Below are 21,210 nucleotides of genomic sequence, written 5' to 3' on the forward strand. Positions count from 1 at the left end.
GACATGAATGTTGAAAAACAGTTGCCAGAGCGGATTGGCAAGCCGAGGAGTAAGCACTAGAGTATGCGCGCGCAAAAAGGCCTGGAACCGTTCACACACCGTTGTCGCGTCTATTACGAAGATACCGATGCCGGTGGCGTGGTGTATTACGTCAACTACCTGAAATTCATGGAACGCGCGCGCACCGAACGCTTGCGGCACCTGGGCTTTTCCCAGTCGCAACTGGCTGACGACAATCTGCTGTTCGTGGTCCATTCCAGCGAAGCGCGCTACCACGCGCCGGCGCGGCTGGACGATGAATTGCGGGTGACCGCGCACGTACTTGAACTCAATCGCGCCAGCTTGCACTTCGTGCAGCAAGTGTGGCGGGAAAGGGACGACACGCTGCTCTGCGAAGGGCGGTTCCTGATAGCCGCTGTGCGCGCCGACACTTTCAAACCCCGAGCCATACCTCCCCAGCTGCGCGACGCCTTTGCGGCAGACGGCTCGGGTAATCAATCGAATGCAGGAGAATAAGCGTGGAAGCTAACGTCGTCGACCATACCTCCATGTGGAGTCTGGTCAGTAACGCCAGCGTCGTGGTGCAGCTGGTGATGCTGACCCTGGTGGCCGCCTCGGTCACCTCGTGGATCATGATTTTCCAGCGCAGCACCATGCTGCGCGCCGGTCGTCGTGCGCTCGATGCTTTCGAGGAGCGCTTCTGGTCGGGTATCGACCTGTCCAAGCTGTACCGCCAGGCCGGTAGCAACCCGGACCCGGACTCGGGTGTGGAGCAGGTATTCCGTGCAGGCTTCAAGGAGTTTTCCCGCCTGCGACAGCAACCTGGCGTTGATCCGGATGCCGTGATGGAAGGGGTTGGCCGTGCCATGCGCGTTGCCATTTCCCGCGAAGAAGAAAAGCTCGAGCAAAGTTTGCCGTTCCTGGCGACCGTGGGTTCGACCAGCCCCTATATCGGCCTGTTCGGTACCGTGTGGGGCATCATGAACTCCTTCCGCGGCCTGGCCAGCGCCCAGCAAGCCACGCTCGCCACCGTTGCGCCGGGCATCGCCGAGGCGTTGATCGCCACGGCCATCGGCCTGTTCGCAGCCATCCCGGCGGTGATTGCGTACAACCGCTTCGCGGCCCGCAGCGAGACGCTGATCGGCCGTTACTACACCTTCGCCGACGAATTCCAGGCGATCCTGCACCGCAAAGTGCACACCAGCGAAGAGTAATCAGGTAGAAGCCCATGGCCCGAGTTCGCCACAAACGCAAGCCCGTCGCCGAGATGAACGTGGTGCCCTACATCGACGTGATGCTGGTACTGCTGGTCATCTTCATGGTGACGGCGCCCATGCTCAACCAGGGCGTGAAGGTCGACCTGCCCAAGGTTTCCAGCGAAGCCTTGCCGCAGGACAACAACGTCCAGATCCTTACCATTTCCATCAAGGCCGACAAGACCTACTACTGGAACCTTGGCAGCGAAGTCGATACCGACAAGCAGATGGACAAGGCCATGACCCTGCCGGCCATGACCGACGCCGTCACCAAGATCATCGCGGCCGGCCGCGACCAGGGCAAGCAGACCCAGGTATTCATCCGCGGCGACAAGGCGGTGGACTACGGCGCGGTCATGGGTGCCATGGGCGGGCTGCAGAAAGCCGGTGTCGGTAACGTCGGCCTGATTACCGAGGCACCCTGATGCAACAGCGAGAGCCCTCTGCCTCGGAAAGCTACTTCTGGCCCAGTGTCTGGGCCATCGGCCTGCATGTGCTGGTGTTCGGCATGCTGTTCGTAAGCTTTGCCATGACGCCCGAACTGCCGCCGGCCAAGCCGATCGTTCAGGCTACGCTGTATCAGCTCAAGTCCAAGAGCCAGGCCACCACTCAGACCAATCAGAAGATTGCCGGGGAAGCCAAGAAAACCGCTTCGCGCCAGACCGAGGTCGAGCAGCTTGAGCAGAAGAAGGTCGAGCAGGAAGCGGTGAAAGCTGCGGAACAAAAGAAAGCCGACGCTGCTCAAAAGGCCCAGGAGGCACGCGAGGCCGCCGAGGCCAAGAAAGCCGAGGACGCCGCCAAGGCCGCTGAAGCTGCCAAAGCCGCCGAGGCCAAGAAAGCGGCTGAAGCCAAGAAGGCCGATGAGGCGAAGAAAGCGGCCGAGAAACAGCAGGCTGACATCGCCAAGAAGAAGGCCGAGGAAGAAGCGAAGAAAAAAGCCGAAGAAGAGGCCAAGAAACAGGCCGCTGAAGAGGCGAAGAAGCAAGCTGCCGAGGAGGCCAAGAAGAAGGCCGCCGAGGATGCGAAGAAAAAAGCGGCCGAAGACGCCAAGAAGAAGGCGGCAGCGGCCGAAGAAGCGAAGAAGAAGGCAGCCGAAGACGCCAAGAAGAAGGCCGCGGCCGATGCCCAGAAGAAAAAGGCACAGGAAGCGGCTCGCAAGGCGGCTGAAGACAAGAAGGCACAGGCCCTGGCCGAGCTCTTGTCCGACACCACCGAGCGGCAGCAGGCGCTGGCCGACGAGCAGGGTGACCAGGTGGCCGGCGACTTCGACGACTTGATCCGCATGCGCGCGGCAGAAGGCTGGGCTCGCCCGCCATCGGCGCGTAAAGGCATGACGGTGGTACTGCAGATCAGCATGTTGCCCGATGGCACCATCACCAGCGTCAGTGTGGCCCGGTCAAGCGGTGACGGCCCCTACGACAGCTCGGCGGTGGCAGCGGTGAAGAACATCGGTCGCCTGACTGAAATGCAGGGCATGAAGCCGAGCGATTTCAACCAATATCGCTCGTTCAAGATGACATTTACACCTGAGGATCTAGCGTTGTGATTAAACGTCTGAGAGGACTGCTGGTCATGCTGTGCTGCGTGGCAGGCATGGCCGTAGCAGAGGAAAAGAACATCCTGGTCACCAGTGGCAGTGACCGGGCAACGCCAATTGCGGTGGTGCCGTTCGCTGTTCAAGGTGGCAGTGTGCTGCCTGAAGACATGGCAGATATCATCGGCAACGACCTGCGCAACTCCGGCTACTATTCGCCTATCCCGCGCCAGAACATGATCAGCCAGCCTTCCCAGGCCAGCGAAGTCATCTTCCGCGACTGGAAGGCGCTGGGTGCCCAATACGTGATGGTCGGCAGCATCGTGCCCTCCGGTGGGCGCTTGCAGGTGCAATATGCCTTGTTCAACGTCGCCACCGAGCAGCAGGTCCTGACCGGCAGCGTCGCTGGCAGCACCGACCAGTTGCGCGACATGTCGCACTACATCGCCGACCAGTCGTTCGAGAAGCTCACGGGTATCAAGGGTGCCTTCTCCACGCGCATGCTGTACGTGACGGCCGAGCGCTTCTCCACCAACAACACGCGCTACACCCTGCAGCGTTCGGACTATGACGGTGCCCGCGCCGTGACCCTGCTGCAGTCCCGCGAGCCCATCCTGTCGCCGCGCTTTGCGCCCGATGGCAAACGCATCGCCTATGTATCGTTCGAGCAGAAGCGCCCGCGTATCTTCGTCCAGCACATCGATACCGGTCGCCGTGAACAGGTCACCAACTTCGAAGGCCTCAATGGCGCACCTGCCTGGTCGCCCGATGGTTCGCGCCTGGCCTTCGTGCTGTCCAAGGATGGCAACCCGGACATCTACGTGATGAACGTGGCTTCGCGTCAGATCAGCCGCGTGACCGCCGGCCCTGGCATCAATACCGAGCCCTTCTGGGGTAAAGACGGCAACACCCTGTACTTCACGTCCGACCGTGGCGGCAAGCCGCAGATCTACAAACAGTCGGTCAGTGGCGGCAGCGCCGAGCGCGTAACCTTCGTGGGTAACTACAACGCCAACCCTAAACTCTCGGCGGATGAAAAGACCCTGGTGATGATTCACCGCCAACAGGGTTTCACCAACTTCAAAGTTGCCGCCCAGGACTTGCAACGCGGAAGTGTAAAGATTCTCTCGGAAACAAGTCTTGATGAGTCTCCTACTGTTGCGCCCAACGGCACCATGCTAATCTACGCCACCCGCCAGCAGGGCCGGGGAGTCTTGATGCTCGTGTCGCTTAATGGCCGCGTGAGGCTCCCACTTCCTACCGCTCAAGGCGAAGTCAGAGAACCGTCCTGGTCCCCTTACCTGAACTGATTGCGGCGTAATACGTTTTGCTTAACACACTGGGGTTTCATTAGGAGTTTCACGATGGAAATGCTGAAGTTTGGTAAATTCGCTGCGCTGGCTCTGGCCATGGCTGTGGCTGTAGGTTGCTCCTCCAAGGGCGGTGACAACGCAGGTGAAGGCGCTGGCGCCGTTGACCCGAACGCTGGCTACGGTGCCAACACCGGCGCAGTCGACGGTTCCCTGAGCGAAGAAGCCGCTCTGCGCGCAATCACCACCTTCTACTTCGAATACGACAGCTCGGACCTGAAGCCAGAAGCCATGCGCGCTCTGGACGTTCACGCCAAGGACCTGAAAGCCAACGGCAACCGCGTTGTCCTGGAAGGCAACACCGACGAGCGCGGCACCCGCGAGTACAACATGGCTCTGGGTGAGCGTCGTGCCAAGGCCGTTCAGCGCTACCTGGTTCTGCAGGGCGTTTCCCCTGCTCAGCTGGAAGTGGTTTCCTACGGCGAAGAGCGTCCAGTTGCTACCGGCAACGACGAGCAGTCCTGGGCTCAAAACCGTCGCGTAGAACTGCGTAAGTAAGTTCCTATGCGCAAGTGCCGCCGTGCAGTAACCGTCCTCGCACTCAGCCTGCCCCTTTCGGCGTGGGCTGCAGTCCCTGTAGTAGATGACAACACAGGCAGCTATCCGCCTGCGGGTTATGGCACGAGCGGCGCCTATGCCGGGTCAGGGGCTTCGGCCCCTGCCTCTGCACAGGGCCAGCTGTTCATGCAGCTGCAACAGATGCAGGATCAGCTTTCCCGCCAGCAAGGCATCATCGAAGAGTTGCAAAACGATGTGTCTCGCATGAAGCAGGAAAACCTGGAGCGATACCAGGACCTGGACCGTCGCATCAACAGTGGCGCCGCGCCCGCCGCGACCCCTGACAATTCTTCCGCCGGTGGTGCCTCTGGCGCCGCCGCGGGGGCTGCAGCCGGTGCTGCTGCCCAACAACCGGCCGCCAGTAGCGAGCCCGGTGATCCGGCCAAGGAGAAGCTCTACTACGATGCTGCCTTCGACCTGATCAAGCAAAAAGACTTCGACAAGGCCAGCCAGGCGTTCAACGCCTTCCTGCGCAAGTACCCCAGCAGCCAATATGCCGGTAACGCACAGTATTGGCTGGGCGAAGTGAACCTGGCCAAGGGTGATCTGCAGGGCGCAAGCCAGGCGTTCGCCCAGGTAAGCCAGAAGTACCCCAAGCACAGCAAGGTGCCAGACTCCTTGTACAAACTGGCCGACGTCGAGCGTCGTCTCGGCCATACGGACAAGGTAAAGGGCATTCTTCAACAGGTGGTGACCCAATACCCGGGCACTTCGGCTGCGCAACTGGCGCAGCGAGACCTGCAAAAGCTGTGACGTAATGGGGCGCTTGCCTGCCGTTCGAAAGAAACCCGCGCCTGGCGCGGGTTTTTTCGTTAGAATCACCGCCCTTTTTTCGTAAACACGCTGTCACGGATAACGCTATGTCGAGTCCGTGCCAGTGCCTGACGGAGGCGGGCAGCCTGTTTTGCTGTCACGCCCGTGGCGATCATGCAAGATACATTACGCATCACCGAAGTCTTTTACTCGTTGCAGGGTGAAACACGAACGGCTGGGCTGCCCACGGTCTTCGTGCGGCTCACCGGTTGCCCCCTGCGTTGCCAGTACTGCGACAGCGCCTATGCCTTCAGTGGCGGTACCCTTCGCAGCCTCGATTCGATCCTTGAACAGGTGGCCGGCTTCAAGCCGCGCTATGTCTGCGTAACGGGCGGCGAGCCCCTTGCCCAGCCTAACGCCTTGCCCCTGTTGCAGCGCTTGTGCGATGCCGGTTACGAAGTCTCGCTGGAAACCAGCGGCGCGCTCGATATCGCCGGCACCGACACCCGTGTCAGCCGCGTCGTCGACCTGAAAACTCCAGGTTCGGAAGAATCGCACCGCAACCGCTATGAGAACATCGAGCACCTGACGCGCAACGACCAGGTCAAGTTCGTCATCTGCTCCCGCGAAGACTACGACTGGGCGGTGTCCAAGTTGATTCAGTACAACCTGGCCGAGCGCGCCGGCGAAGTATTGTTCTCGCCCAGCCACCACCAAGTGAGTGCCACTGACCTGGCCGACTGGATCGTTGCCGACAACTTGCCCGTGCGTTTCCAGCTTCAGCTGCACAAGCTGTTGTGGAACGACGAACCTGGCCGCTGAGCAAGAGAGTGAGACATGATTGATAAACGCGCAGTAATTCTTCTGTCCGGTGGTCTGGATTCGGCCACGGTCGTGGCCATGGCCAAGGCCCAGGGCTATGCCTGCTATACCATGAGCTTCGATTACGGCCAGCGCCACCGCGCAGAGCTCAACGCCGCTGCACGGGTCGCTAAGGACCTGGGCGTGGTAGAGCACAAGGTGATCGGGCTGAACCTGGACGGCATCGGTGGCTCGGCCCTGACCGACAGCAGCATTGATGTGCCGGAAACGCCGGGGGAGGGTATCCCGGTGACCTACGTACCAGCGCGCAACACGGTGTTTCTGTCGCTGGCGCTGGGCTGGGCCGAAGTGCTGCAAGCCCGTGACATTTTCATCGGTGTCAATGCCGTGGATTATTCCGGCTACCCGGACTGCCGCCCCGAATTCGTCGAAGCCTTCGAACGCATGGCCAACTTGGCCACCAAGGCAGGGGTCGAAGGACAGGGTTTCCGCATTCAGGCGCCCTTGCAGAACATGAGCAAAGCCCAGATCGTCCAGGCCGGCGTGGCGCACGGGGTCGACTATAGCTTAACTGTGTCGTGCTACCAGGCTGATGACGACGGGCGTGCCTGTGGCAAGTGCGACAGCTGCCGCTTGCGCGCTGACGGCTTCAAGGCAGCATCCGTGGCGGACCCAACGCGCTATTTTTAAGAAATTTTACTGCGGGGTGTTGATTTCTCTATAGAAATCAGTATTATACGCGCCATCCAACGGGTCGTTAGCTCAGTTGGTAGAGCAGTTGGCTTTTAACCAATTGGTCGTAGGTTCGAATCCTACACGACCCACCATCTTCGCAGCGGTTGCGAATACTCAAGCTAGACCACCGGGTCAGCGTCAAGTAAAGCAATCGTATGAATCGAACAGTCAGTTCGCTTCTGTGTGAAATCTGTACGAGAAGCCCGCCCTTATCGGCGGGCTTTTTCGTTTCTGGTCAAAGTGCTGGGGCCGTAGTCTGTCTGCAGTGACACTGCCTCATTCATGGGCAGTGTTTCACGTGCAAGGTGGCCTCTGATGAAGTCTCAGCAGGCGACCCCTAGTCCAAGAGTACTAGATAGCCCTTTGCCCACTACTGCGGATGGGAAAATTTTCCGTCTAAGTAATGGGCAGAGAGATGGCCAGTCATGCGCTCCCCAGTGAAACAACTGCTGTCGCTTGCACTCCTGTTGGGTGCTTTACCCATCCATGCGGACACTGCCCAAAAGGGCGACTACTGGGTAGTGCATCATCAAGCCAGCCTGGGCAAGAGCAAGGTGTACCTTGCAGATGGCGACCCCAGTAACATCTACGAGCGCCCCGGTGGCGCCAAATCCGTGGGCGTCTATCTGTTTGACCAGCAGCCCGGCAAGCCCGATTTCACGGTCTACGACGTCGAAGTCGATTGCAGGAACAAGCGGGCAAGGGTCACGGGGGCGCTCGACTTCAGCAGTGTGGCCAATACCTTGCGCAAGGCCAAGTTCTCCAATCAATGGCAGGGTGATCAACAACCGTGGTTGGCGCAAAGTCGTGATTTCATCTGCAAGCCAGCTGAGCGCCAAGCCCTCAAGATGGAGCACCTGGGCGTGATGTCAGCTTCGCAGCTGAGCCGCTCTGGCCCCCAGCTATTCGAGATACTGAACCGCGAAGCGCTCAGGGCCGAGATCATCAGGCAGATCGACCACGCCTTCACACAGATGCCTGCCAAGTAACTGGCCACCAAGGAGAGAAGCCATGATCCGCCTGCTCGTGTTTTGCCTAGGGGCTGTCCTGCTTGGTGGTTGCTCGTCACTTGAGGCAACCAGTGCATGGAAAGGCCGCCCAGTCGGTGAGCTGATCGACTATTTCGGTGTGCCCAGGGTCATCATGGTGGCACCTGATCAGGACATGGTGGTGCTCAGGTACGTGCGCGACAGCACGTATATCTCCCGGGAGGCTGCGGGCACCTACACCGGCCCTGAAAATGGCCAATTGGTACACCGCGAGTATTGGCAGGATGTCGAGCATTCAGGCAGTTGCGAAATCAACGTCTTTGTCGACAGGGCGCACGTGGTGCAGAAAGTCAGGGCCAATGGTCGCTGTGCGGTCATCGACATGGCGCCCAAGGCGTAGCCCGGTAGTGGGAAGCAGGTACCGGGCAAAGGGGCGTTAAGCGATGACCGCTTTCGCCTCCCGTCATCACTGACTCAAAAAAGCTTCCACCACAGGCAGCAGCCATTGCGGGTGCGTTTCATGAGGTGAGTGATCCACCAGCGCCAGGTTCAATAGCTGCGCCCCAGGCACTTGCTCTACCAGCTCCAGGGCATTGGCGCGTGAAACCAGGCGATCACGATCGCCACGCACCACCAGCAATGGCGCGGTAATGCCACCCACGCTGGCTGCGGGATAACCGTGCTCGCTGTCATCGAGCCACATCCCCCGCACGGCCTCCAGCAACCTTGCAAAGTCCGGTTGCGGGTTGATCGCCTCATAGCGAGCCACATCTTCGGCAAACAGGCCGCTCCACTTCGCGGCGGTAATACCCTCGTAGAGGACCCGCGCAGGGTCGTTCTCTCCCAGCGCCCAGTGAGCCCCGATGGTGACGAGCCTATCGACCGTCACAGCCTGCGAGGCAGCCATGCGCAACGCGACGATTCCGCCATCGCTGTGCCCGATCAGGCTGACGCGTTCAAGCGCCAGGTGCTCGATCACCCGCTCCACGTCGTGCTGCATGCGTTCATAGGTAAGTGGTGCGCTGCCCAGGGTAGACATGCCCTGGCCGCGGCTATCGATGCCGATCACGCGCCAGCGGTGGGCCAAATGCGGGGTAATGGCATTGAAGGTTTCGATATGTCCTAGGCCGCCATGCAGCAGGACCAGCGCTGGTGCGTCTGGTGCGCCCAGTTGTTCGTAATAAAGGCGTGCATCACCGACGGTGAGGTAATCGCCGCCCCGGTGGTTGAAGACAGTCATGTCGAAGTTGTCCATGTCGTCAGCTGTTGTATCGGGCGTCAGTGTACCGAGTTACCCGCCCAAGCCCAATTAATCCGAGCTGCCAGGCCTTTTTGTCTGTTCTTTACCTTGCCCACCGCACCTCTGGGCAACCATGCTGTCAAAGTGCCAACAACGCTGTCCTGACGTTCTAACGATCGTGTTATTCCAGCGCTACTTTCTCTTCATCAAGCTGCCGGAGACATCATGGCCGATTTGATCTTTGCGCAGCCTTTCGAAGCTGTGGGTTGCAAGCAATGCCGTGAGATGGCGGACCTCGGCTTCGGCATCACCATGGCCTTCCAACCTATCGTTCACCAGCCTTCGGGTAAACCATACGCCTACGAGGCGCTGGTCAGAGGTGTAGCGGGGGAGGGGGCTGCGCAGGTGCTGGCCAAGGTCACACCCGATAACCTGTATCGCTTCGACCAGGCCTGCCGGGTCAAGGCCATCGAAAAAGCCTCCGAGCTTGGGCTCAATCGGGTGCAGGATTGCAAGCTCAGCATCAACTTCCTGCCCAACGCCGTGTACCGTCCCGCCACCTGTATTCGTGCAACGCTCGAGGCCTCCAGGCAGTTCGATTTTCCGGCCGACAGGCTGATCTTCGAAGTGACCGAAGGCGAACGGGTCGAGGACACCGAACACCTGAAGTCCATCTTTCGCGAGTATGACAGGCAGGGTTTTACCACGGCCATTGACGACTTCGGGTCAGGCTACTCGGGCTTGAACCTGCTTGCCGAGTTTCAACCGGACCTGCTGAAGCTGGACATGGCGCTGACACGCAACCTTGGGGCCGACCCGGTGCGCCAGGCGATCGTGGCAGGCATCGTGCTGGTGGCGCAGCGGCTGGACATTCTGCTGGTCGCCGAAGGCGTGGAAACAGAAGCCGAGTGCCAGGCGTTGGCAGCCCTGGGTATCGAGCTGATGCAAGGCTACTATTTCGCCCGCCCTGAAATCGAAGCGCTGCCGCTGATCGAACGCCTGCGTGGCTGAGTGCTGGTGGCTATTCGGCCCACTCGGGGTCGCCGGTAAACACCACCGTCAGCCAGCGGTTGGGCCCTTCACCGCCGATGGCCTCGCCGATCTCGTTGCGCCAGGCATCCCACTGTTCAATGGTCTTGGCCGCCATCTGCGGCGGTACGATGAAGTACAGCTCAATCTCCCGTGAGCGTCCCACCTTGGCCACATAGGCGCGGTAGGACTGCAGGCCATGGCGTTCGACGAAAGCCTGCGCAACCACATCCACATGCTGCTTGAGATCGCCCGGCGTGACGAGAAAGATATCCGCCAACGCCTGGCGAACGACCGACATCGGCAGCGGCACGATCACCAGACAGACCAGTGCCAGCACCGCCGGGTCGATGTAGGGCGATACCCATTCAAGCGATGTACCCTGCACGGCATAGCCAAAGCAGAAGGCGATCAGCAGCGCCGCAGTGATGCTGGCGGACATCACCCAGCCCTTGACGTCCATGGCGACGAAATCCGAGCGCAGCTTGCGGTTGGCCTTGCCCTCGATCACCGCGATGGTCACGCAGGCGGTAACGGTAAGCGCCGCATAGACCATGGCGATACCGAACTCCAAGTGACGGCCACCCTCCAGCAGGCTGCTCACGGCGTTGATCAGGGCATAGATGGCGACCCCGCTGAGCAGGATGCCATTGAGTGCCAGCACCATCGGCTCCAGGTGCCAGAAGCCCATGGTGAAGCGCTCACGCAGTTTGCGCGACATCTGCAGGCTGCTGGCATGGGAGGTGATCAGCCTGACCACCATTAGCGACAGCCCGCTCATGCTCGCATCGACCAGCGAGTAGACGCCGTCGAACACGATGGAAAACGAGCCCGACGCCAAGCCAAAGGCAATGCCGATACTGGCGATGAACAGCGTGACCGCGATCGAGGTGCGCAGCAGGCCTTGCTCAGTGGTGATGTCGAAGAAACCGGTTGTGGTTGAGCTGTGCATGGTCGGTACGCGTTATCCCTCGGCGATACAGTTGGGCGGCGCCGCACGGAACGCCTTGGTCAACCAGGCCAGGTACACCAGGCCCAGCGTGGCCCAGATCCCGCCGAACAACAGCGAGTGCACGTTCAGGTCCAGCCACAGCGAAACGATGATACAGAAGCCGGTGGTGGGCAGTACCAGGTACTTCAGTTGGTTGGCCAACCCTCGGCGATTGCCCTCTCGCAGGTAGCAGTGATTGATCACCGACAAGTTGACGAAGCTGAACGCTACCAATGCACCGAAGTTGATGATGGAGGTGGCGGTGACCAGGTCGAAGAAGATGGCCGACAGCGAAATCACCCCTACTACGGCAATGTTCAGTACGGGTGTCTTGTAGCGCGAATGCAACCGCGCAAAAACGCTCGCGGGTATGACCTTGTCACGGCCCATGACATACAGCAGGCGCGACACGCTGGTTTGCGACGCCAGCCCCGAGGCGATGGTGTTGATTACCGTGCAGGCGATGAAGACCGACTGGAACAGCTTGCCGCCCACGTACAGGGCGATTTCCGGCAGCGCCGCTTCCTGATCGTGAAAGCGTGCCATGGTGGGGAAATAGGCCTGGATGAAGTAGGAAACGGTGATGAATACAACGCCGCCGATCAATGCCGTGAGGAAAATGGCCCGCGGTATGGTTTTGGCCGGGTCGCGCGTTTCTTCGGACAGGCACGTGACCGCATCGAAACCCAGGAATGAGAAGCACAGAATGGTTGCGCCTGCCGCCAGGGCGCTCAGGTGGGTCTGCTGGTCGGCGAAGGGCAACAGGCTCCATGCCGTGCCCAGCCCTTCGCCCTGGTCCAGGCCGCGTATGCACAGGTAGATGAACACCGCGATGATCGCCACCTGCACGCCGACGAACAGCAGGTTGAAATGCGCAACCAGATTGACGCTGCGCATGTTGATCAGGCTGATCAGGGACACGAAGGCCACGACCCAGACCCACGGCGCCACCTCGGGGAACATGGCAGACAGGTACAGCTTGGCCAGCAAGGCGTTGACCATGGGCAGCAACAGGTAGTCCAGTAAGGAGGACCAGCCCACCAGAAAACCCACGTGTGGATTGATGGCACGCTGGGTGTAGGTGTAGGCCGAACCCGACTGAGGAAAGCGCTTGACCAGGGTGCCATAGCTGACGGCCGTGAACAGGATGCCGGCAAGGGCCAGGATGTAGGCGCTCGGCACGTGCCCTGCGGTGATGCCCGACACGATGCCGAAGGTATCGAACACGGTCATCGGCGTCAGGTACGCCAGGCCAATAATGATCACATGCCACAGACGCAAAGTCTTGCGCAGTTGGCCAGCTCCGGGTGCGTAGGGTTCAGGCTGCATGCTGGCGTGGCTCCAAGGCGAGGGCTTGAAAGACAGGCACAGCGAAGGGCGCAAGCAGCAGCGGCGAGCGGGTGGGCTCCATGTTGTTCACCTTTATGTTGGAGCAGCAGAGGCGTGACTGGATCACGCAAGTGATCAAAATAAAAAACGATAGGGTCTCGGGTGTCAAGTTAAACATGACAAGGTGTTTCGAGGGCCCGCTTTTTATCGAGGAATTCACGCATTCGAGCGTCTCTGTAGTCTTTATTTTCACTGCCAAGGCCATAAGCGTGTTCGTAAAAATTGACATCTTTGAAGTGGGCCTCTGCAACGGGTTGCACGATTTCCTGCCTGGAACTGCCGCCAACCTGCCTGGCCTTCGGTGATATGCTGCATTTTCCTGGCTGCGCAGGCCATGTGCGAGCCTTTATGGACATCAATCGGTTTTATTCATGAAGAAGACTTCAGTAGCAATCCTGTCCGGCGTAGCGGTGGCCGTTGCCGCAGTGGTCATTGGCGGCGCCTGGTACACCGGCAAGCGACTGCCGGGTGAGCTGGACCATGCCTTGGCCCTGAGCAACGCGCAGCTGCAAAAGTCGCTGGTGAACACAGGTGGCAGCGTACGCATCGAGTTGGTATCGCTGGACCAGCGCTGGTTCAGCAGTACGGCGCACTACCGTGTTGTCGCTCGCGATGTGCGTGCCAGCAGCCAGCAGGTCATGAATTTTGACGTGGGCGTGACCGATCAGATCGAGCACGGCCCGTTCCCATGGTCTCGCGTCAAGACCCTCAGGTTGTTGCCAGTGTTGGCGCTGAGCAACACCACGCTGGACAAGGACGATGTCACGGCGCCCTGGTACGCAGCAGCCGGGGACCGTGTGCCGTTCAGCGCCCAGACCAGCATGGGGTACGGCGGCAGTGTCGACAGCCAGGTTCGCCTGGCGCCGGTCAAGCTCGACGATGCCAACGGCACCAGCCTGGCGTTCTCGGGTATGGAGCTTGGGGTCAGCGGGGATCGCGACGGCAAGGATTCGCGCTTCCATGGCGAAGCCGATCACTTTCTGATGAAGCTGGTGAGCGAAGACCAACCGCCCGTCATCTTCGAGCTCAATGGGCTGAAGTTGGGTGGCAAGCTGGCGGCGACTGCGCATGACAACCTGTTCACGGGCAACGCTGACCTGTATCTGGCCGAGACAAAGGTTACCCTCGGGCCCAGGCAGCAGGCGCTGGTCATCAAGGGGGGAGAGCTCAGTACCCTGCAAAGCCTCGAAGGTCCCGACACCTTTGGCGGGCGTGTCGAATACAAACTTGGGGACATCACCTGGGATGGGCGAGCGGTCGGCAAGGCCCAGATGATCGTCGGCTTCAAGTCCATTCATGCGCCCGCGCTGCAGGCGTTGAGTAACTGGTATGCGGTGCATTTGCCTGAGTTCGAGGCAGCGGCGGCTGCCGGGCAATCGGCGCCACAGATCAACATGACCGAAGCTGAAAAGGCCAAGTTCCAGGGAGACCTGCGCACGCTGCTGGCCGCAAAACCCAAGGTGGCGCTCGAAGATTTGAGCCTCAAGACCGCCAATGGCGAGAGCCACTTCAACCTGGCCATGGACTTCGACGCGCCGTCTTCCTTCGACTTGCCACAAGATCAGGCGTTGAAGCAGATGGTGACGCAGGTTACCAGCAAGCTGTCCTTGTCCAAGCCGATGCTAGGGGATCTGGCTACCTTGCAAGCCCTGCTCGACGGTCAGACCGATGCCCAGGCCATCGCCATGCAGTCTGGCCAGGCGGGGGAGATGGTCGGCTTGATGGCCGTGCAAAGCGGCCTGGCCACGGTGGATGGCGATAAGGTGATCAGCTCGTTGCACTACGCCGATGGCATGGTCGATTTCAATGGCCAGAAAATGACGCTCGAAGCCTTTGCCGCGTTCGTCAATACACGGCTGGCAATGCTCTCGCCGCAACGCTGAGTGCCCGGCTTTACCTGCCCTTGAGCCGCTGGTACGAGGGCGGGTAATGGCTGGATAAAAACCGCTTTAGAAATCTTGGGTTTCTCTGTAGCCTTCGGCCTCCATAATAATCCGTGCCCGCAGAGGGCCGTGGCGGCTTGCGCCGTCCGGCGCCCTTAGCCGATCTGCCAGGGCCGGGTGATACACTCGATTTGATGCGCGCACGCGCTTGCAGGTCCAGCGATCATGACCCAGATTTCCGAACGCCTGTTGGTACAGGCTCACCTCGACGCCAAGCAGCCCAACCCGCTGACGGACGAGCAGCAGGCCGAATACCGTGCGGCCATCGCTGCCGAGCTCAAGGCGCAGAATGCCGTGCTGGTTGCCCATTACTACTGCGACCCAGTCATCCAGGCCCTGGCGGAGGAAACCGGCGGCTGTGTGTCCGACTCGCTGGAAATGGCCCGCTTTGGCAAGCAGCACCCGGCCGAGACGGTGATCGTGGCCGGCGTGCGCTTCATGGGTGAAACCGCCAAGATTCTCACCCCTCACAAGCGCGTATTGATGCCCACGCTCGAAGCGACCTGTTCGCTTGACCTGGGTTGCCCCATCGAAGAATTCTCTGCCTTCTGCGATCAGCACCCCGAGCGTACCGTGGTGGTTTACGCCAACACCTCCGCTGCCGTGAAGGCACGGGCCGATTGGGTGGTCACCTCCAGCTGCGCGCTGGAGATCGTCGAAAGCCTCATGGACAACGGCGAGACCATCATCTGGGGCCCCGATCAGCACCTGGGTCGCTACATCCAGAAGCAGACCGGTGCCGACATGCTGCTGTGGGACGGTGCCTGCATCGTTCATGAGGAGTTCAAGTCGCGTCAGCTCGCCGACATGAAGGCCCTGTACCCGGACGCCGCGGTGCTGGTCCATCCCGAGTCGCCGGAGTCGGTGATCGACCTGGCCGATGCCGTGGGTTCCACCAGCCAGTTGATCAAGGCTGCCCAGACGCTGCCGAACAAGACCTTTATCGTCGCCACCGACCGCGGCATCTTCTACAAGATGCAGCAGCTGTGCCCCGACAAGGTCTTCATCGAGGCGCCCACTGCCGGCAACGGCGCGGCCTGCCGCAGCTGTGCCCACTGCCCGTGGATGGCCATGAACACCCTGGAGCGCGTGCTGCATTGCCTGCGCAGTGGCGGGGACGAGATCTTCGTCGACCCAGCCCTGGTGCCCAAGGCCATCAAACCGCTGAACCGGATGCTGGATTTCACCCAGGCGGCCAGGTTGAAGCTTTCCGGGAACGCGTGAGGTAAGCGCTGGCTGAAATGCAGGTCCTGGTGCCATGCCCGAGGCAGATGACGCTCCTACATTGCGCCGAATCGGTGAGCTAGAGAATCTCCGTGTAGGAGCGGCCTCGCGCCGCGATGGGCTGCGCAGCAGCCCCAAGATGTCAGCCCCGCATCACAGACCGGCGCGGCCGGTCCGGCGCCCCGGCGAGACCGCTCAGGCATGTTGTTCAACATTGGAAACGGTCCCGCCCCAGACCCTGAAACGCCTCAGCGCCCCATCATCTCCCGCACCATGCGCTGCTGCTCCAGAACCTCTCGCTGGCGTTGGTCGATCTGCGACGCCAGCGGGAAATTCCCCCCGGCGCGGCGCTTGGCATAGTCGAGCTGCTGAATGGCCTGATCAAAGTCCCCCACCAAGGTGAAGTATTCCGCCCGCGCCCGGTGCAGGCCGATGGTATTGCCCGACAGCCCGCGCACCTCGGCCATGTCGTACCAGACGTCCGGATCATCCGGGCGGCTCTTGATCAGATCGTTCAACACCTTCTCCGCCTCGGCAGGCTTGTTCTGCTTGACCAGCAGGTCGGCGCGCACTTGCTTGAGCGGGTAGTTACCCGGGTACAGCCCCTGCATGCGCTCGGCCCGCTGCTGTGCATCGGCCAGGCGATTGTTGGTGATATCCAGGTCGATCTGCGCCAGGTTGTAGGTAATGTCGTTGGGCGCCTTGGCTAGCAGCGGCTTGAGCATCTCCCGTGCTTCGTTGAGCTGACCGCCCTTGATCTGCGCCAGCGCCAACCCGTAACGCGCCGCATCGAATTTGGGGTCTTCGTCGAGCTGGGCGCGAAAACGCTTGGCCGCAAGCCCCGGCGTACCTTCATACGTCAGCGCTACCCGGGCGCGGATCAGCTGATAGCGCAGGCTGTCTTCCACACCGCCTTTTGGCGCCTGCTCGGCCCGGTTGCGGGTGTCGGCGATCCGCGACTCGGTTACCGGGTGCGTCAACAGAAATTCCGGCGGCTTGGCGTCATAACGGTACTGACGCGCCAGGCGTTCGAACATGGTCGGCATGTTGCGCGGATCGTAGCCGGCCTTTTCCAGGTTCTGGATGCCGATGCGGTCGGCTTCCTGTTCGTTTTGCCGGGAGAACCTGCGCTGTTCCTGAATCGCCGCCGCCTGGGTGCCGGCAATCATGCCGATGCCGGCATCACCGGCGCCACCGGCCGCCAGCACGATACCGGTGAGCAACGCTGCCATCATCGGCAACTGCATGCGCTGCTGGGCCTCGATGCCCCGGGCAAAGTGCCGTTGGGACAAGTGCGCCAGTTCGTGCGCCAGCACCGACGCGTACTCGCCTTCGGTCTGCGCATTGAGGAACAACCCGCCGTTGACACCCACGATGCCGCCTGGCGCTGCAAACGCGTTGAGTTCGCGGCTGTCGATCAGGATGAACTCCAGGCGACGATCCTGCAGCTGGCTGGTTTCGGCCAGGCGGTACACGCTGGTCTCCACGTAGTCCTTGAGCTGCGGGTCGTTGAGTTGGTTGACCTGGCCGCGCAGCAGGCTCAGCCAGGCGCGGCCAAGCTGATGTTCCTGCTGTGGCGAAACGATCGCCGAACTGGCGTCACCCAGCGACGGCAAGTCGTCAGCATGGCCAGGCAGGGCCATCAGGCAGGCCAGCGTCAGCAGGGTAGGGCGCAGTAGATTCATGCACGAAGCTCGCGTCGGTCAAAGATTGCTACTGTAGCGGGCTCACACGTTGGCGACCAGTGGCGCTATCCTAGGCGGCCGATCAGGCCGTAGGCCGGCATTGCCCTGGAGAGCCCCGTTGATGAGCACCCCCCTGACCTGTGACGCCGAACTCGATGCCAGCGGGCTGAACTGCCCGTTACCGCTGCTCAAGGCCAAGATGGCGCTCAATGGCCTGGCCAGTGGTGCCGTGCTCAAGGTCATCGCGACCGACGCAGGCTCCCAACGCGACCTTCGCACCTTCGCCAAATTGGCCGGTCATAGCCTGTTGCACGAAACGGCCGAGGCCGGTACCTACACCTACTGGCTGCGCAAGGCCTGAATCCTACAAGGATCGTTCATGTTCAAAGTGCTACGCGACTGGGTCCAGCGCTACTTCTCCGATGAAGAAGCGGTGGTGCTGGCGGTCTTGCTGTTTCTGGCGTTTACGGCGGTGCTCACGCTGGGCGGGATGCTGGCGCCAGTGTTGGCCGGCATGGTGCTGGCGTTTCTCATGCAGGGGTTGGTCAACGCCCTGGAGCGCCTGCATGTGCCTTCGAGACTGGCGGTCATGCTGGTATTTGCCTTGTTCATGGGCGCGCTGGCGGTGTTCATGCTGGTGCTGGTGCCGCTGCTGTGGCACCAGCTGATCACCCTGTTCAACGAGCTACCGGGCATGCTTGGCAAATGGCAGTCATTGCTGCTCCTGCTGCCAGAGCGCTACCCGCACCTGGTGTCGGACGAGCAGGTGCTGCATGCCATCGAGTCGGTCCGTGGCGAAATCGGCAAGTTCGGGCAATGGGCCCTGACCTTCTCCCTGTCGAGCCTGCCGCTGCTGGTCAACGCCATGATCTACCTGGTGCTGGTGCCGATCCTGGTGTTCTTCTTCCTCAAGGACCGCGAGCTGATCGGCCGCTGGGTCAGTGGCTACCTGCCGCGTCAGCGCACCTTGCTCAACCGTGTGGGCAGCGAGATGAACCGGCAGATCGCCAACTACATCCGGGGCAAGGGCATCGAAATTCTGATCTGTGGCATCGCCACCTACATCGCGTTCATCGCCCTGGGCCTGAACTACGCCGCGTTGCTGGCACTGTTGGTCGGGCTATCGGTGGTCGTGCCCTATGTGGGGGCGGTGGTGGTTACCGTGCCGGTGACATTGATCGCGTTGTTTCAATGGGGATGGGGAGACCAGTTCATCTACCTGATGACGGTCTACGCGATCATCCAGGCGCTCGATGGCAACGTGCTGGTGCCGCTGCTGTTCTCCGAGGCCGTCAGCCTGCATCCGGTTGCGATCATCTGCGCGGTCTTGCTGTTCGGTGGGCTGTGGGGGTTCTGGGGCATCTTCTTCGCCATTCCGTTGGCGACCCTGATCAAGGCCGTGCTGGACGCCTGGCCGCGTCAGGAGCCCAGTGTATCGCCCTTGCTCTGATAGCCATGGGGCTGCGCCGATGACCGACGCAGCCTGATCCGATCAGGCCTCGTTAAGGGCCTGGGCCGCTGCCAGTACGGCATCCACATGGCCAGGCACTTTCACCCCCCGCCACGCTTGGCGCAACACGCCCTCCTTATCGATCAGGAAGGTGCTGCGATCCACGCCCAGGTATTCCTTGCCGTACAGTTTTTTCAGCTTGATCACATCGAACAGCTGGCACAGGGCCTCGTCCTTGTCGCTGATCAACTCGAACGGGAAGCCCTGCTTGGCCTTGAAGTTCTCGTGGGACTTCATGCCGTCGCGCGAGACGCCAAGCACCACGGTATTGGCGGCTTCGAAGGCGCCATGCTGATCGCGAAAGCCTTGGCCTTGGGTGGTGCAGCCCGGCGTGCTGTCCTTCGGATAAAAGTACACCACCACCTGGCGGCCCTTGAGCGCGGACAGGCTGACCGTCTGCCCACTGGTGGCCTGGGCGGTGAAGTCGGGGACAGGTTGATCGAGTGCAACGGCCATGGGAACCTCCTCAGACAGGGTTTTGTGGGCGCCAGGGCTCGATCAGGGCATCGAGGTTCAGCGCGTCGGCAAAATCCAGGAACTGGTCGCGCAGCCAACTGATCTGGGTGCCGGCCGGCAGGATCACCGTGAACTGGGCGTTGAGCATGCTGCTGCCAGTCTGCGGTGCCAGGTAGGTGTCGCAGGTCATGGCTTCGAGCTCGACACGGTGGTCAAGGAAGAACTGGCACAGCTCGTTGATGATGTCAGGCCGGTAGGCGGCGCTGACATAGGCCACGTAGGGCAGGGCCTGCGGGCGTACTTCCTGGTCGGCGCTGCGCACCACGTCAAGGGTCAGGCCGTGCTTCTTGCCAAGGCCGGGGAGCATGGCCTCAAGGCGCGCCAGGGCATCCCAGCTGCCGCCGACCTGCAAAACCAGTGCGCTGGTCTCGCCATGGCGGCTCAGGCGCGAGGTGACCACCGCGCAGCGGTTTTCGAAGGCAGCGCGGCTCAGTACATTGGCCAGCTCCATGGGGTTGGGCCCCAAGGCGCTGATGACGAGGAATTGTTCGCGGACAGTGGGGGTGGACATGCAGCATTCCTAAAGCGATGAGCGGTCGGTGCAGGACGGGCGAAAGCCTCCTGTAGGCAGCGCTCGGCACTCGCAGGCGAGGACCGGGGTACTGGCCGGGAGCAGGGTCTACGGCCCGGCGGGCCGTGCTGCACCGATCAAAGCATCAAGGGTAGCGAAATAAGGCGCCGAGGGGAATGCTCCGCCCGCCTGCTTCGCTTGTGCAAGGCCGATGCCCCCAGTACCATTACCGCTCTCTTTTTCCGGCAGGAGCAGATACATGATTGCGGGCAGTATGGTGGCACTGGTCACTCCCATGGATGCACAAGGGCGTGTTGACTGGGGCAGCCTCGACAAACTTGTAGACTTCCACCTGGAAAACGGCACCCACGCCATCGTCGCCGTCGGCACCACCGGTGAGTCCGCCACGCTGGATGTCGAAGAGCACATCCTGGTCATCAAGCATGTGGTCGAGCGCGTCAAGCGCAGCAAGAGCCCGATCCCGGTCATCGCCGGCACCGGTGCCAACTCCACTGCCGAAGCCGTGCACCTGACCCAGAACGCCAAGAATGCCGGCGCCGATGCCTGCCTGCTGGTCGTGCCGTACTACAACAAGCCGACCCAGGAAGGCCTGTACCAGCACTTCAAGCACGTTGCCGAGTCGGTCGATATCCCGCAGATCCTGTACAACGTGCCAGGCCGCACTTCCTGCGACATGCAGGCCGAAACCGTCATCCGCCTCTCGACGGTGCCCAACATCATCGGCATCAAGGAAGCCACCGGTGACATGGCCCGCGCCAAGGCCATCATCGAGGGCGTTGCCAGCGACTTCATCGTGCTGTCCGGTGACGATCCAACCGCCGTCGAGCTGATCCTGATGGGCGGCAAGGGCAACATCTCCGTCACGGCCAACGTCGCCCCGCGGCAAATGGCCGACCTGTGCGAGGCCGCCCTTGAGGGCAATGCCGAGAAGGCCCGCGCAATCAACGACACGCTCATGCCCCTGCACAAAGACCTGTTCTGCGAGTCCAACCCGATCCCCGTCAAATGGGCGCTGGTCGAGATGGGCCTGATGAAAAAAGGCATTCGCCTGCCACTGACCTGGCTTAGCGAAGGCTGCCACGACAAAGTCCGTACTGCCCTGCGCCAGTCCGGCGTACTGGTTTAAGAGGAAGT

At 61.1% G+C, this 21,210-nt stretch carries 24 protein-coding genes and 1 tRNA gene; 19 read left to right on the forward strand and 6 right to left on the reverse strand.

Translation table 11 applies throughout. The features are described 5' to 3' along the window. Positions 1-63 precede the first annotated feature (63 nt). The 12 genes from ybgC to CWR53_RS06040 all read left to right on the forward strand — a co-directional run bounded on the left by ybgC (position 64) and on the right by CWR53_RS06040 (position 8,417). Entirely contained in the window at positions 64-516 is a 453-nt protein-coding gene (gene ybgC / locus CWR53_RS05985) for a tol-pal system-associated acyl-CoA thioesterase (protein ID WP_058604314.1), read from the forward strand. A gap of 2 nt (positions 517-518) precedes the next feature. Continuing rightward, positions 519-1,214: a protein TolQ gene (tolQ, locus tag CWR53_RS05990; protein ID WP_023536305.1), complete on the forward strand. Its 696-nt coding sequence runs from the start codon at positions 519-521 to the stop codon at positions 1,212-1,214. Positions 1,215-1,228: 14 nt separating this feature from the next. Then, entirely contained in the window at positions 1,229-1,681 is a 453-nt protein-coding gene (gene tolR, locus CWR53_RS05995; RefSeq protein WP_003254760.1) for a protein TolR, read from the forward strand. Further along, positions 1,681-2,802, forward strand: a complete 1,122-nt coding sequence (gene tolA / locus CWR53_RS06000; RefSeq protein ID WP_100851032.1) for a cell envelope integrity protein TolA — start codon at positions 1,681-1,683, stop codon at positions 2,800-2,802. Before tolR ends, tolA begins: the two co-directional genes overlap by 1 nt. Before the next feature lie 26 nt (positions 2,803-2,828). Beyond that, positions 2,829-4,100, forward strand: a complete 1,272-nt coding sequence (gene tolB / locus CWR53_RS06005; RefSeq protein WP_058604312.1) for a Tol-Pal system beta propeller repeat protein TolB — start codon at positions 2,829-2,831, stop codon at positions 4,098-4,100. A gap of 54 nt (positions 4,101-4,154) precedes the next feature. Next, on the forward strand, positions 4,155-4,658 hold the full coding sequence (pal, locus tag CWR53_RS06010; protein WP_023536326.1) for a peptidoglycan-associated lipoprotein Pal: 504 nt from the start codon (positions 4,155-4,157) through the stop codon (positions 4,656-4,658). A 6-nt stretch (positions 4,659-4,664) separates the two neighbouring features. Further along, a complete protein-coding gene (gene ybgF / locus CWR53_RS06015) occupies positions 4,665-5,471 on the forward strand; it encodes a tol-pal system protein YbgF (protein ID WP_058604311.1) in 807 nt (268 codons plus the stop codon). Positions 5,472-5,645: 174 nt separating this feature from the next. Next, a complete protein-coding gene (gene queE, locus CWR53_RS06020) occupies positions 5,646-6,293 on the forward strand; it encodes a 7-carboxy-7-deazaguanine synthase QueE (RefSeq protein ID WP_023536244.1) in 648 nt (215 codons plus the stop codon). Between the two features lie 15 nt (positions 6,294-6,308). Next, positions 6,309-6,983 carry a 7-cyano-7-deazaguanine synthase QueC gene (gene queC / locus CWR53_RS06025; RefSeq protein ID WP_100851033.1) on the forward strand — a complete coding sequence of 225 codons (675 nt, stop codon included), beginning with the start codon at positions 6,309-6,311 and terminating at the stop codon, positions 6,981-6,983. Between the two features lie 61 nt (positions 6,984-7,044). Beyond that, positions 7,045-7,120 (forward strand) — tRNA-Lys (locus CWR53_RS06030). Between the two features lie 333 nt (positions 7,121-7,453). After that, positions 7,454-8,017: a hypothetical protein gene (locus CWR53_RS06035; RefSeq protein WP_100851034.1), complete on the forward strand. Its 564-nt coding sequence runs from the start codon at positions 7,454-7,456 to the stop codon at positions 8,015-8,017. Between the two features lie 22 nt (positions 8,018-8,039). Then, on the forward strand, positions 8,040-8,417 hold the full coding sequence (locus CWR53_RS06040) for a hypothetical protein (RefSeq protein WP_100851035.1): 378 nt from the start codon (positions 8,040-8,042) through the stop codon (positions 8,415-8,417). Positions 8,418-8,483: 66 nt separating this feature from the next. On the opposite strand, the gene CWR53_RS06045 is transcribed toward CWR53_RS06040, so the two are convergent. Next, on the reverse strand, positions 8,484-9,257 hold the full coding sequence (locus CWR53_RS06045) for an alpha/beta fold hydrolase (protein WP_258313211.1): 774 nt from the start codon (positions 9,255-9,257) through the stop codon (positions 8,484-8,486). 225 nt (positions 9,258-9,482) lie between these two features. Here CWR53_RS06045 and CWR53_RS06050 point away from each other — a divergent pair, with 225 nt between their 5' ends. Continuing rightward, positions 9,483-10,268, forward strand: coding sequence for an EAL domain-containing protein (locus tag CWR53_RS06050; RefSeq protein ID WP_058604308.1), 786 nt, complete (start codon positions 9,483-9,485; stop codon positions 10,266-10,268). 10 nt (positions 10,269-10,278) lie between these two features. On the opposite strand, the gene CWR53_RS06055 is transcribed toward CWR53_RS06050, so the two are convergent. Both CWR53_RS06055 and CWR53_RS06060 read right to left on the reverse strand, forming a co-directional pair. Continuing rightward, the gene (locus CWR53_RS06055) at positions 10,279-11,238 is read right to left on the reverse strand and encodes a cation diffusion facilitator family transporter (protein WP_058604307.1); all 960 of its coding nucleotides are present in this window, start codon (positions 11,236-11,238) and stop codon (positions 10,279-10,281) included. 12 nt (positions 11,239-11,250) lie between these two features. Then, on the reverse strand, positions 11,251-12,606 hold the full coding sequence (locus tag CWR53_RS06060; RefSeq protein ID WP_058604306.1) for an APC family permease: 1,356 nt from the start codon (positions 12,604-12,606) through the stop codon (positions 11,251-11,253). An 80-nt stretch (positions 12,607-12,686) separates the two neighbouring features. Here CWR53_RS06060 and CWR53_RS06065 point away from each other — a divergent pair, with 80 nt between their 5' ends. The 3 genes from CWR53_RS06065 to nadA all read left to right on the forward strand — a co-directional run bounded on the left by CWR53_RS06065 (position 12,687) and on the right by nadA (position 15,833). Further along, on the forward strand, positions 12,687-12,971 hold the full coding sequence (locus CWR53_RS06065; protein ID WP_058604305.1) for a hypothetical protein: 285 nt from the start codon (positions 12,687-12,689) through the stop codon (positions 12,969-12,971). Between the two features lie 66 nt (positions 12,972-13,037). Then, positions 13,038-14,549: a YdgA family protein gene (locus tag CWR53_RS06070; RefSeq protein ID WP_100851037.1), complete on the forward strand. Its 1,512-nt coding sequence runs from the start codon at positions 13,038-13,040 to the stop codon at positions 14,547-14,549. Positions 14,550-14,774: 225 nt separating this feature from the next. Then, on the forward strand, positions 14,775-15,833 hold the full coding sequence (gene nadA, locus CWR53_RS06075; RefSeq protein WP_058604303.1) for a quinolinate synthase NadA: 1,059 nt from the start codon (positions 14,775-14,777) through the stop codon (positions 15,831-15,833). Positions 15,834-16,081: 248 nt separating this feature from the next. Here the strand turns inward: nadA and CWR53_RS06080 are convergent, their stop codons facing one another. Further along, entirely contained in the window at positions 16,082-17,518 is a 1,437-nt protein-coding gene (locus CWR53_RS06080; protein WP_100851038.1) for a M48 family metalloprotease, read from the reverse strand. 121 nt (positions 17,519-17,639) lie between these two features. Here CWR53_RS06080 and CWR53_RS06085 point away from each other — a divergent pair, with 121 nt between their 5' ends. Beyond that, positions 17,640-17,879, forward strand: coding sequence for a sulfurtransferase TusA family protein (locus tag CWR53_RS06085; RefSeq protein WP_023536286.1), 240 nt, complete (start codon positions 17,640-17,642; stop codon positions 17,877-17,879). 18 nt (positions 17,880-17,897) lie between these two features. Further along, positions 17,898-18,968 carry an AI-2E family transporter gene (locus CWR53_RS06090; protein ID WP_058604301.1) on the forward strand — a complete coding sequence of 357 codons (1,071 nt, stop codon included), beginning with the start codon at positions 17,898-17,900 and terminating at the stop codon, positions 18,966-18,968. A gap of 42 nt (positions 18,969-19,010) precedes the next feature. Here CWR53_RS06090 and CWR53_RS06095 read toward each other — a convergent pair whose 3' ends face one another. Then, entirely contained in the window at positions 19,011-19,484 is a 474-nt protein-coding gene (locus tag CWR53_RS06095; protein WP_058638492.1) for a peroxiredoxin, read from the reverse strand. A gap of 10 nt (positions 19,485-19,494) precedes the next feature. After that, the gene (locus CWR53_RS06100; protein ID WP_023536329.1) at positions 19,495-20,055 is read right to left on the reverse strand and encodes a glycine cleavage system protein R; all 561 of its coding nucleotides are present in this window, start codon (positions 20,053-20,055) and stop codon (positions 19,495-19,497) included. Positions 20,056-20,314: 259 nt separating this feature from the next. Here CWR53_RS06100 and dapA point away from each other — a divergent pair, with 259 nt between their 5' ends. Further along, positions 20,315-21,202 carry a 4-hydroxy-tetrahydrodipicolinate synthase gene (gene dapA, locus CWR53_RS06105; protein WP_100851039.1) on the forward strand — a complete coding sequence of 296 codons (888 nt, stop codon included), beginning with the start codon at positions 20,315-20,317 and terminating at the stop codon, positions 21,200-21,202. Positions 21,203-21,210 lie beyond the last annotated feature (8 nt).

The sequence above is a fragment of the Pseudomonas sp. SGAir0191 genome (genome assembly GCF_002812565.2).
GTDB lineage: Bacteria > Pseudomonadota > Gammaproteobacteria > Pseudomonadales > Pseudomonadaceae > Aquipseudomonas > Aquipseudomonas parafulva_B.

What these genes read in the sequence shown, in the direction of transcription:
- ybgC (WP_058604314.1), top strand. Translation starts at nt 64, where the DNA reads ATGCGCGCGCAAAAAGGCCTGGAACCGTTCACACACCGTTGTCGCGTC.
- tolR (WP_003254760.1), top strand. Translation starts at nt 1,229, where the DNA reads ATGGCCCGAGTTCGCCACAAACGCAAGCCCGTCGCCGAGATGAACGTG.
- tolA (WP_100851032.1), top strand. Translation starts at nt 1,681, where the DNA reads ATGCAACAGCGAGAGCCCTCTGCCTCGGAAAGCTACTTCTGGCCCAGT.
- tolB (WP_058604312.1), top strand. Translation starts at nt 2,829, where the DNA reads ATGCTGTGCTGCGTGGCAGGCATGGCCGTAGCAGAGGAAAAGAACATC.
- pal (WP_023536326.1), top strand. Translation starts at nt 4,155, where the DNA reads ATGGAAATGCTGAAGTTTGGTAAATTCGCTGCGCTGGCTCTGGCCATG.
- ybgF (WP_058604311.1), top strand. Translation starts at nt 4,665, where the DNA reads ATGCGCAAGTGCCGCCGTGCAGTAACCGTCCTCGCACTCAGCCTGCCC.
- queE (WP_023536244.1), top strand. Translation starts at nt 5,646, where the DNA reads ATGCAAGATACATTACGCATCACCGAAGTCTTTTACTCGTTGCAGGGT.
- queC (WP_100851033.1), top strand. Translation starts at nt 6,309, where the DNA reads ATGATTGATAAACGCGCAGTAATTCTTCTGTCCGGTGGTCTGGATTCG.
- CWR53_RS06035 (WP_100851034.1), top strand. Translation starts at nt 7,454, where the DNA reads ATGCGCTCCCCAGTGAAACAACTGCTGTCGCTTGCACTCCTGTTGGGT.
- CWR53_RS06040 (WP_100851035.1), top strand. Translation starts at nt 8,040, where the DNA reads ATGATCCGCCTGCTCGTGTTTTGCCTAGGGGCTGTCCTGCTTGGTGGT.
- CWR53_RS06045 (WP_258313211.1), bottom strand. Translation starts at nt 9,257, where the DNA reads ATGACTGTCTTCAACCACCGGGGCGGCGATTACCTCACCGTCGGTGAT.
- CWR53_RS06050 (WP_058604308.1), top strand. Translation starts at nt 9,483, where the DNA reads ATGGCCGATTTGATCTTTGCGCAGCCTTTCGAAGCTGTGGGTTGCAAG.
- CWR53_RS06055 (WP_058604307.1), bottom strand. Translation starts at nt 11,238, where the DNA reads ATGCACAGCTCAACCACAACCGGTTTCTTCGACATCACCACTGAGCAA.
- CWR53_RS06060 (WP_058604306.1), bottom strand. Translation starts at nt 12,606, where the DNA reads ATGCAGCCTGAACCCTACGCACCCGGAGCTGGCCAACTGCGCAAGACT.
- CWR53_RS06065 (WP_058604305.1), top strand. Translation starts at nt 12,687, where the DNA reads ATGTTGTTCACCTTTATGTTGGAGCAGCAGAGGCGTGACTGGATCACG.
- CWR53_RS06070 (WP_100851037.1), top strand. Translation starts at nt 13,038, where the DNA reads ATGAAGAAGACTTCAGTAGCAATCCTGTCCGGCGTAGCGGTGGCCGTT.
- nadA (WP_058604303.1), top strand. Translation starts at nt 14,775, where the DNA reads ATGACCCAGATTTCCGAACGCCTGTTGGTACAGGCTCACCTCGACGCC.
- CWR53_RS06080 (WP_100851038.1), bottom strand. Translation starts at nt 17,518, where the DNA reads ATGAATCTACTGCGCCCTACCCTGCTGACGCTGGCCTGCCTGATGGCC.
- CWR53_RS06085 (WP_023536286.1), top strand. Translation starts at nt 17,640, where the DNA reads ATGAGCACCCCCCTGACCTGTGACGCCGAACTCGATGCCAGCGGGCTG.
- CWR53_RS06090 (WP_058604301.1), top strand. Translation starts at nt 17,898, where the DNA reads ATGTTCAAAGTGCTACGCGACTGGGTCCAGCGCTACTTCTCCGATGAA.
- CWR53_RS06095 (WP_058638492.1), bottom strand. Translation starts at nt 19,484, where the DNA reads ATGGCCGTTGCACTCGATCAACCTGTCCCCGACTTCACCGCCCAGGCC.
- CWR53_RS06100 (WP_023536329.1), bottom strand. Translation starts at nt 20,055, where the DNA reads ATGTCCACCCCCACTGTCCGCGAACAATTCCTCGTCATCAGCGCCTTG.
- dapA (WP_100851039.1), top strand. Translation starts at nt 20,315, where the DNA reads ATGATTGCGGGCAGTATGGTGGCACTGGTCACTCCCATGGATGCACAA.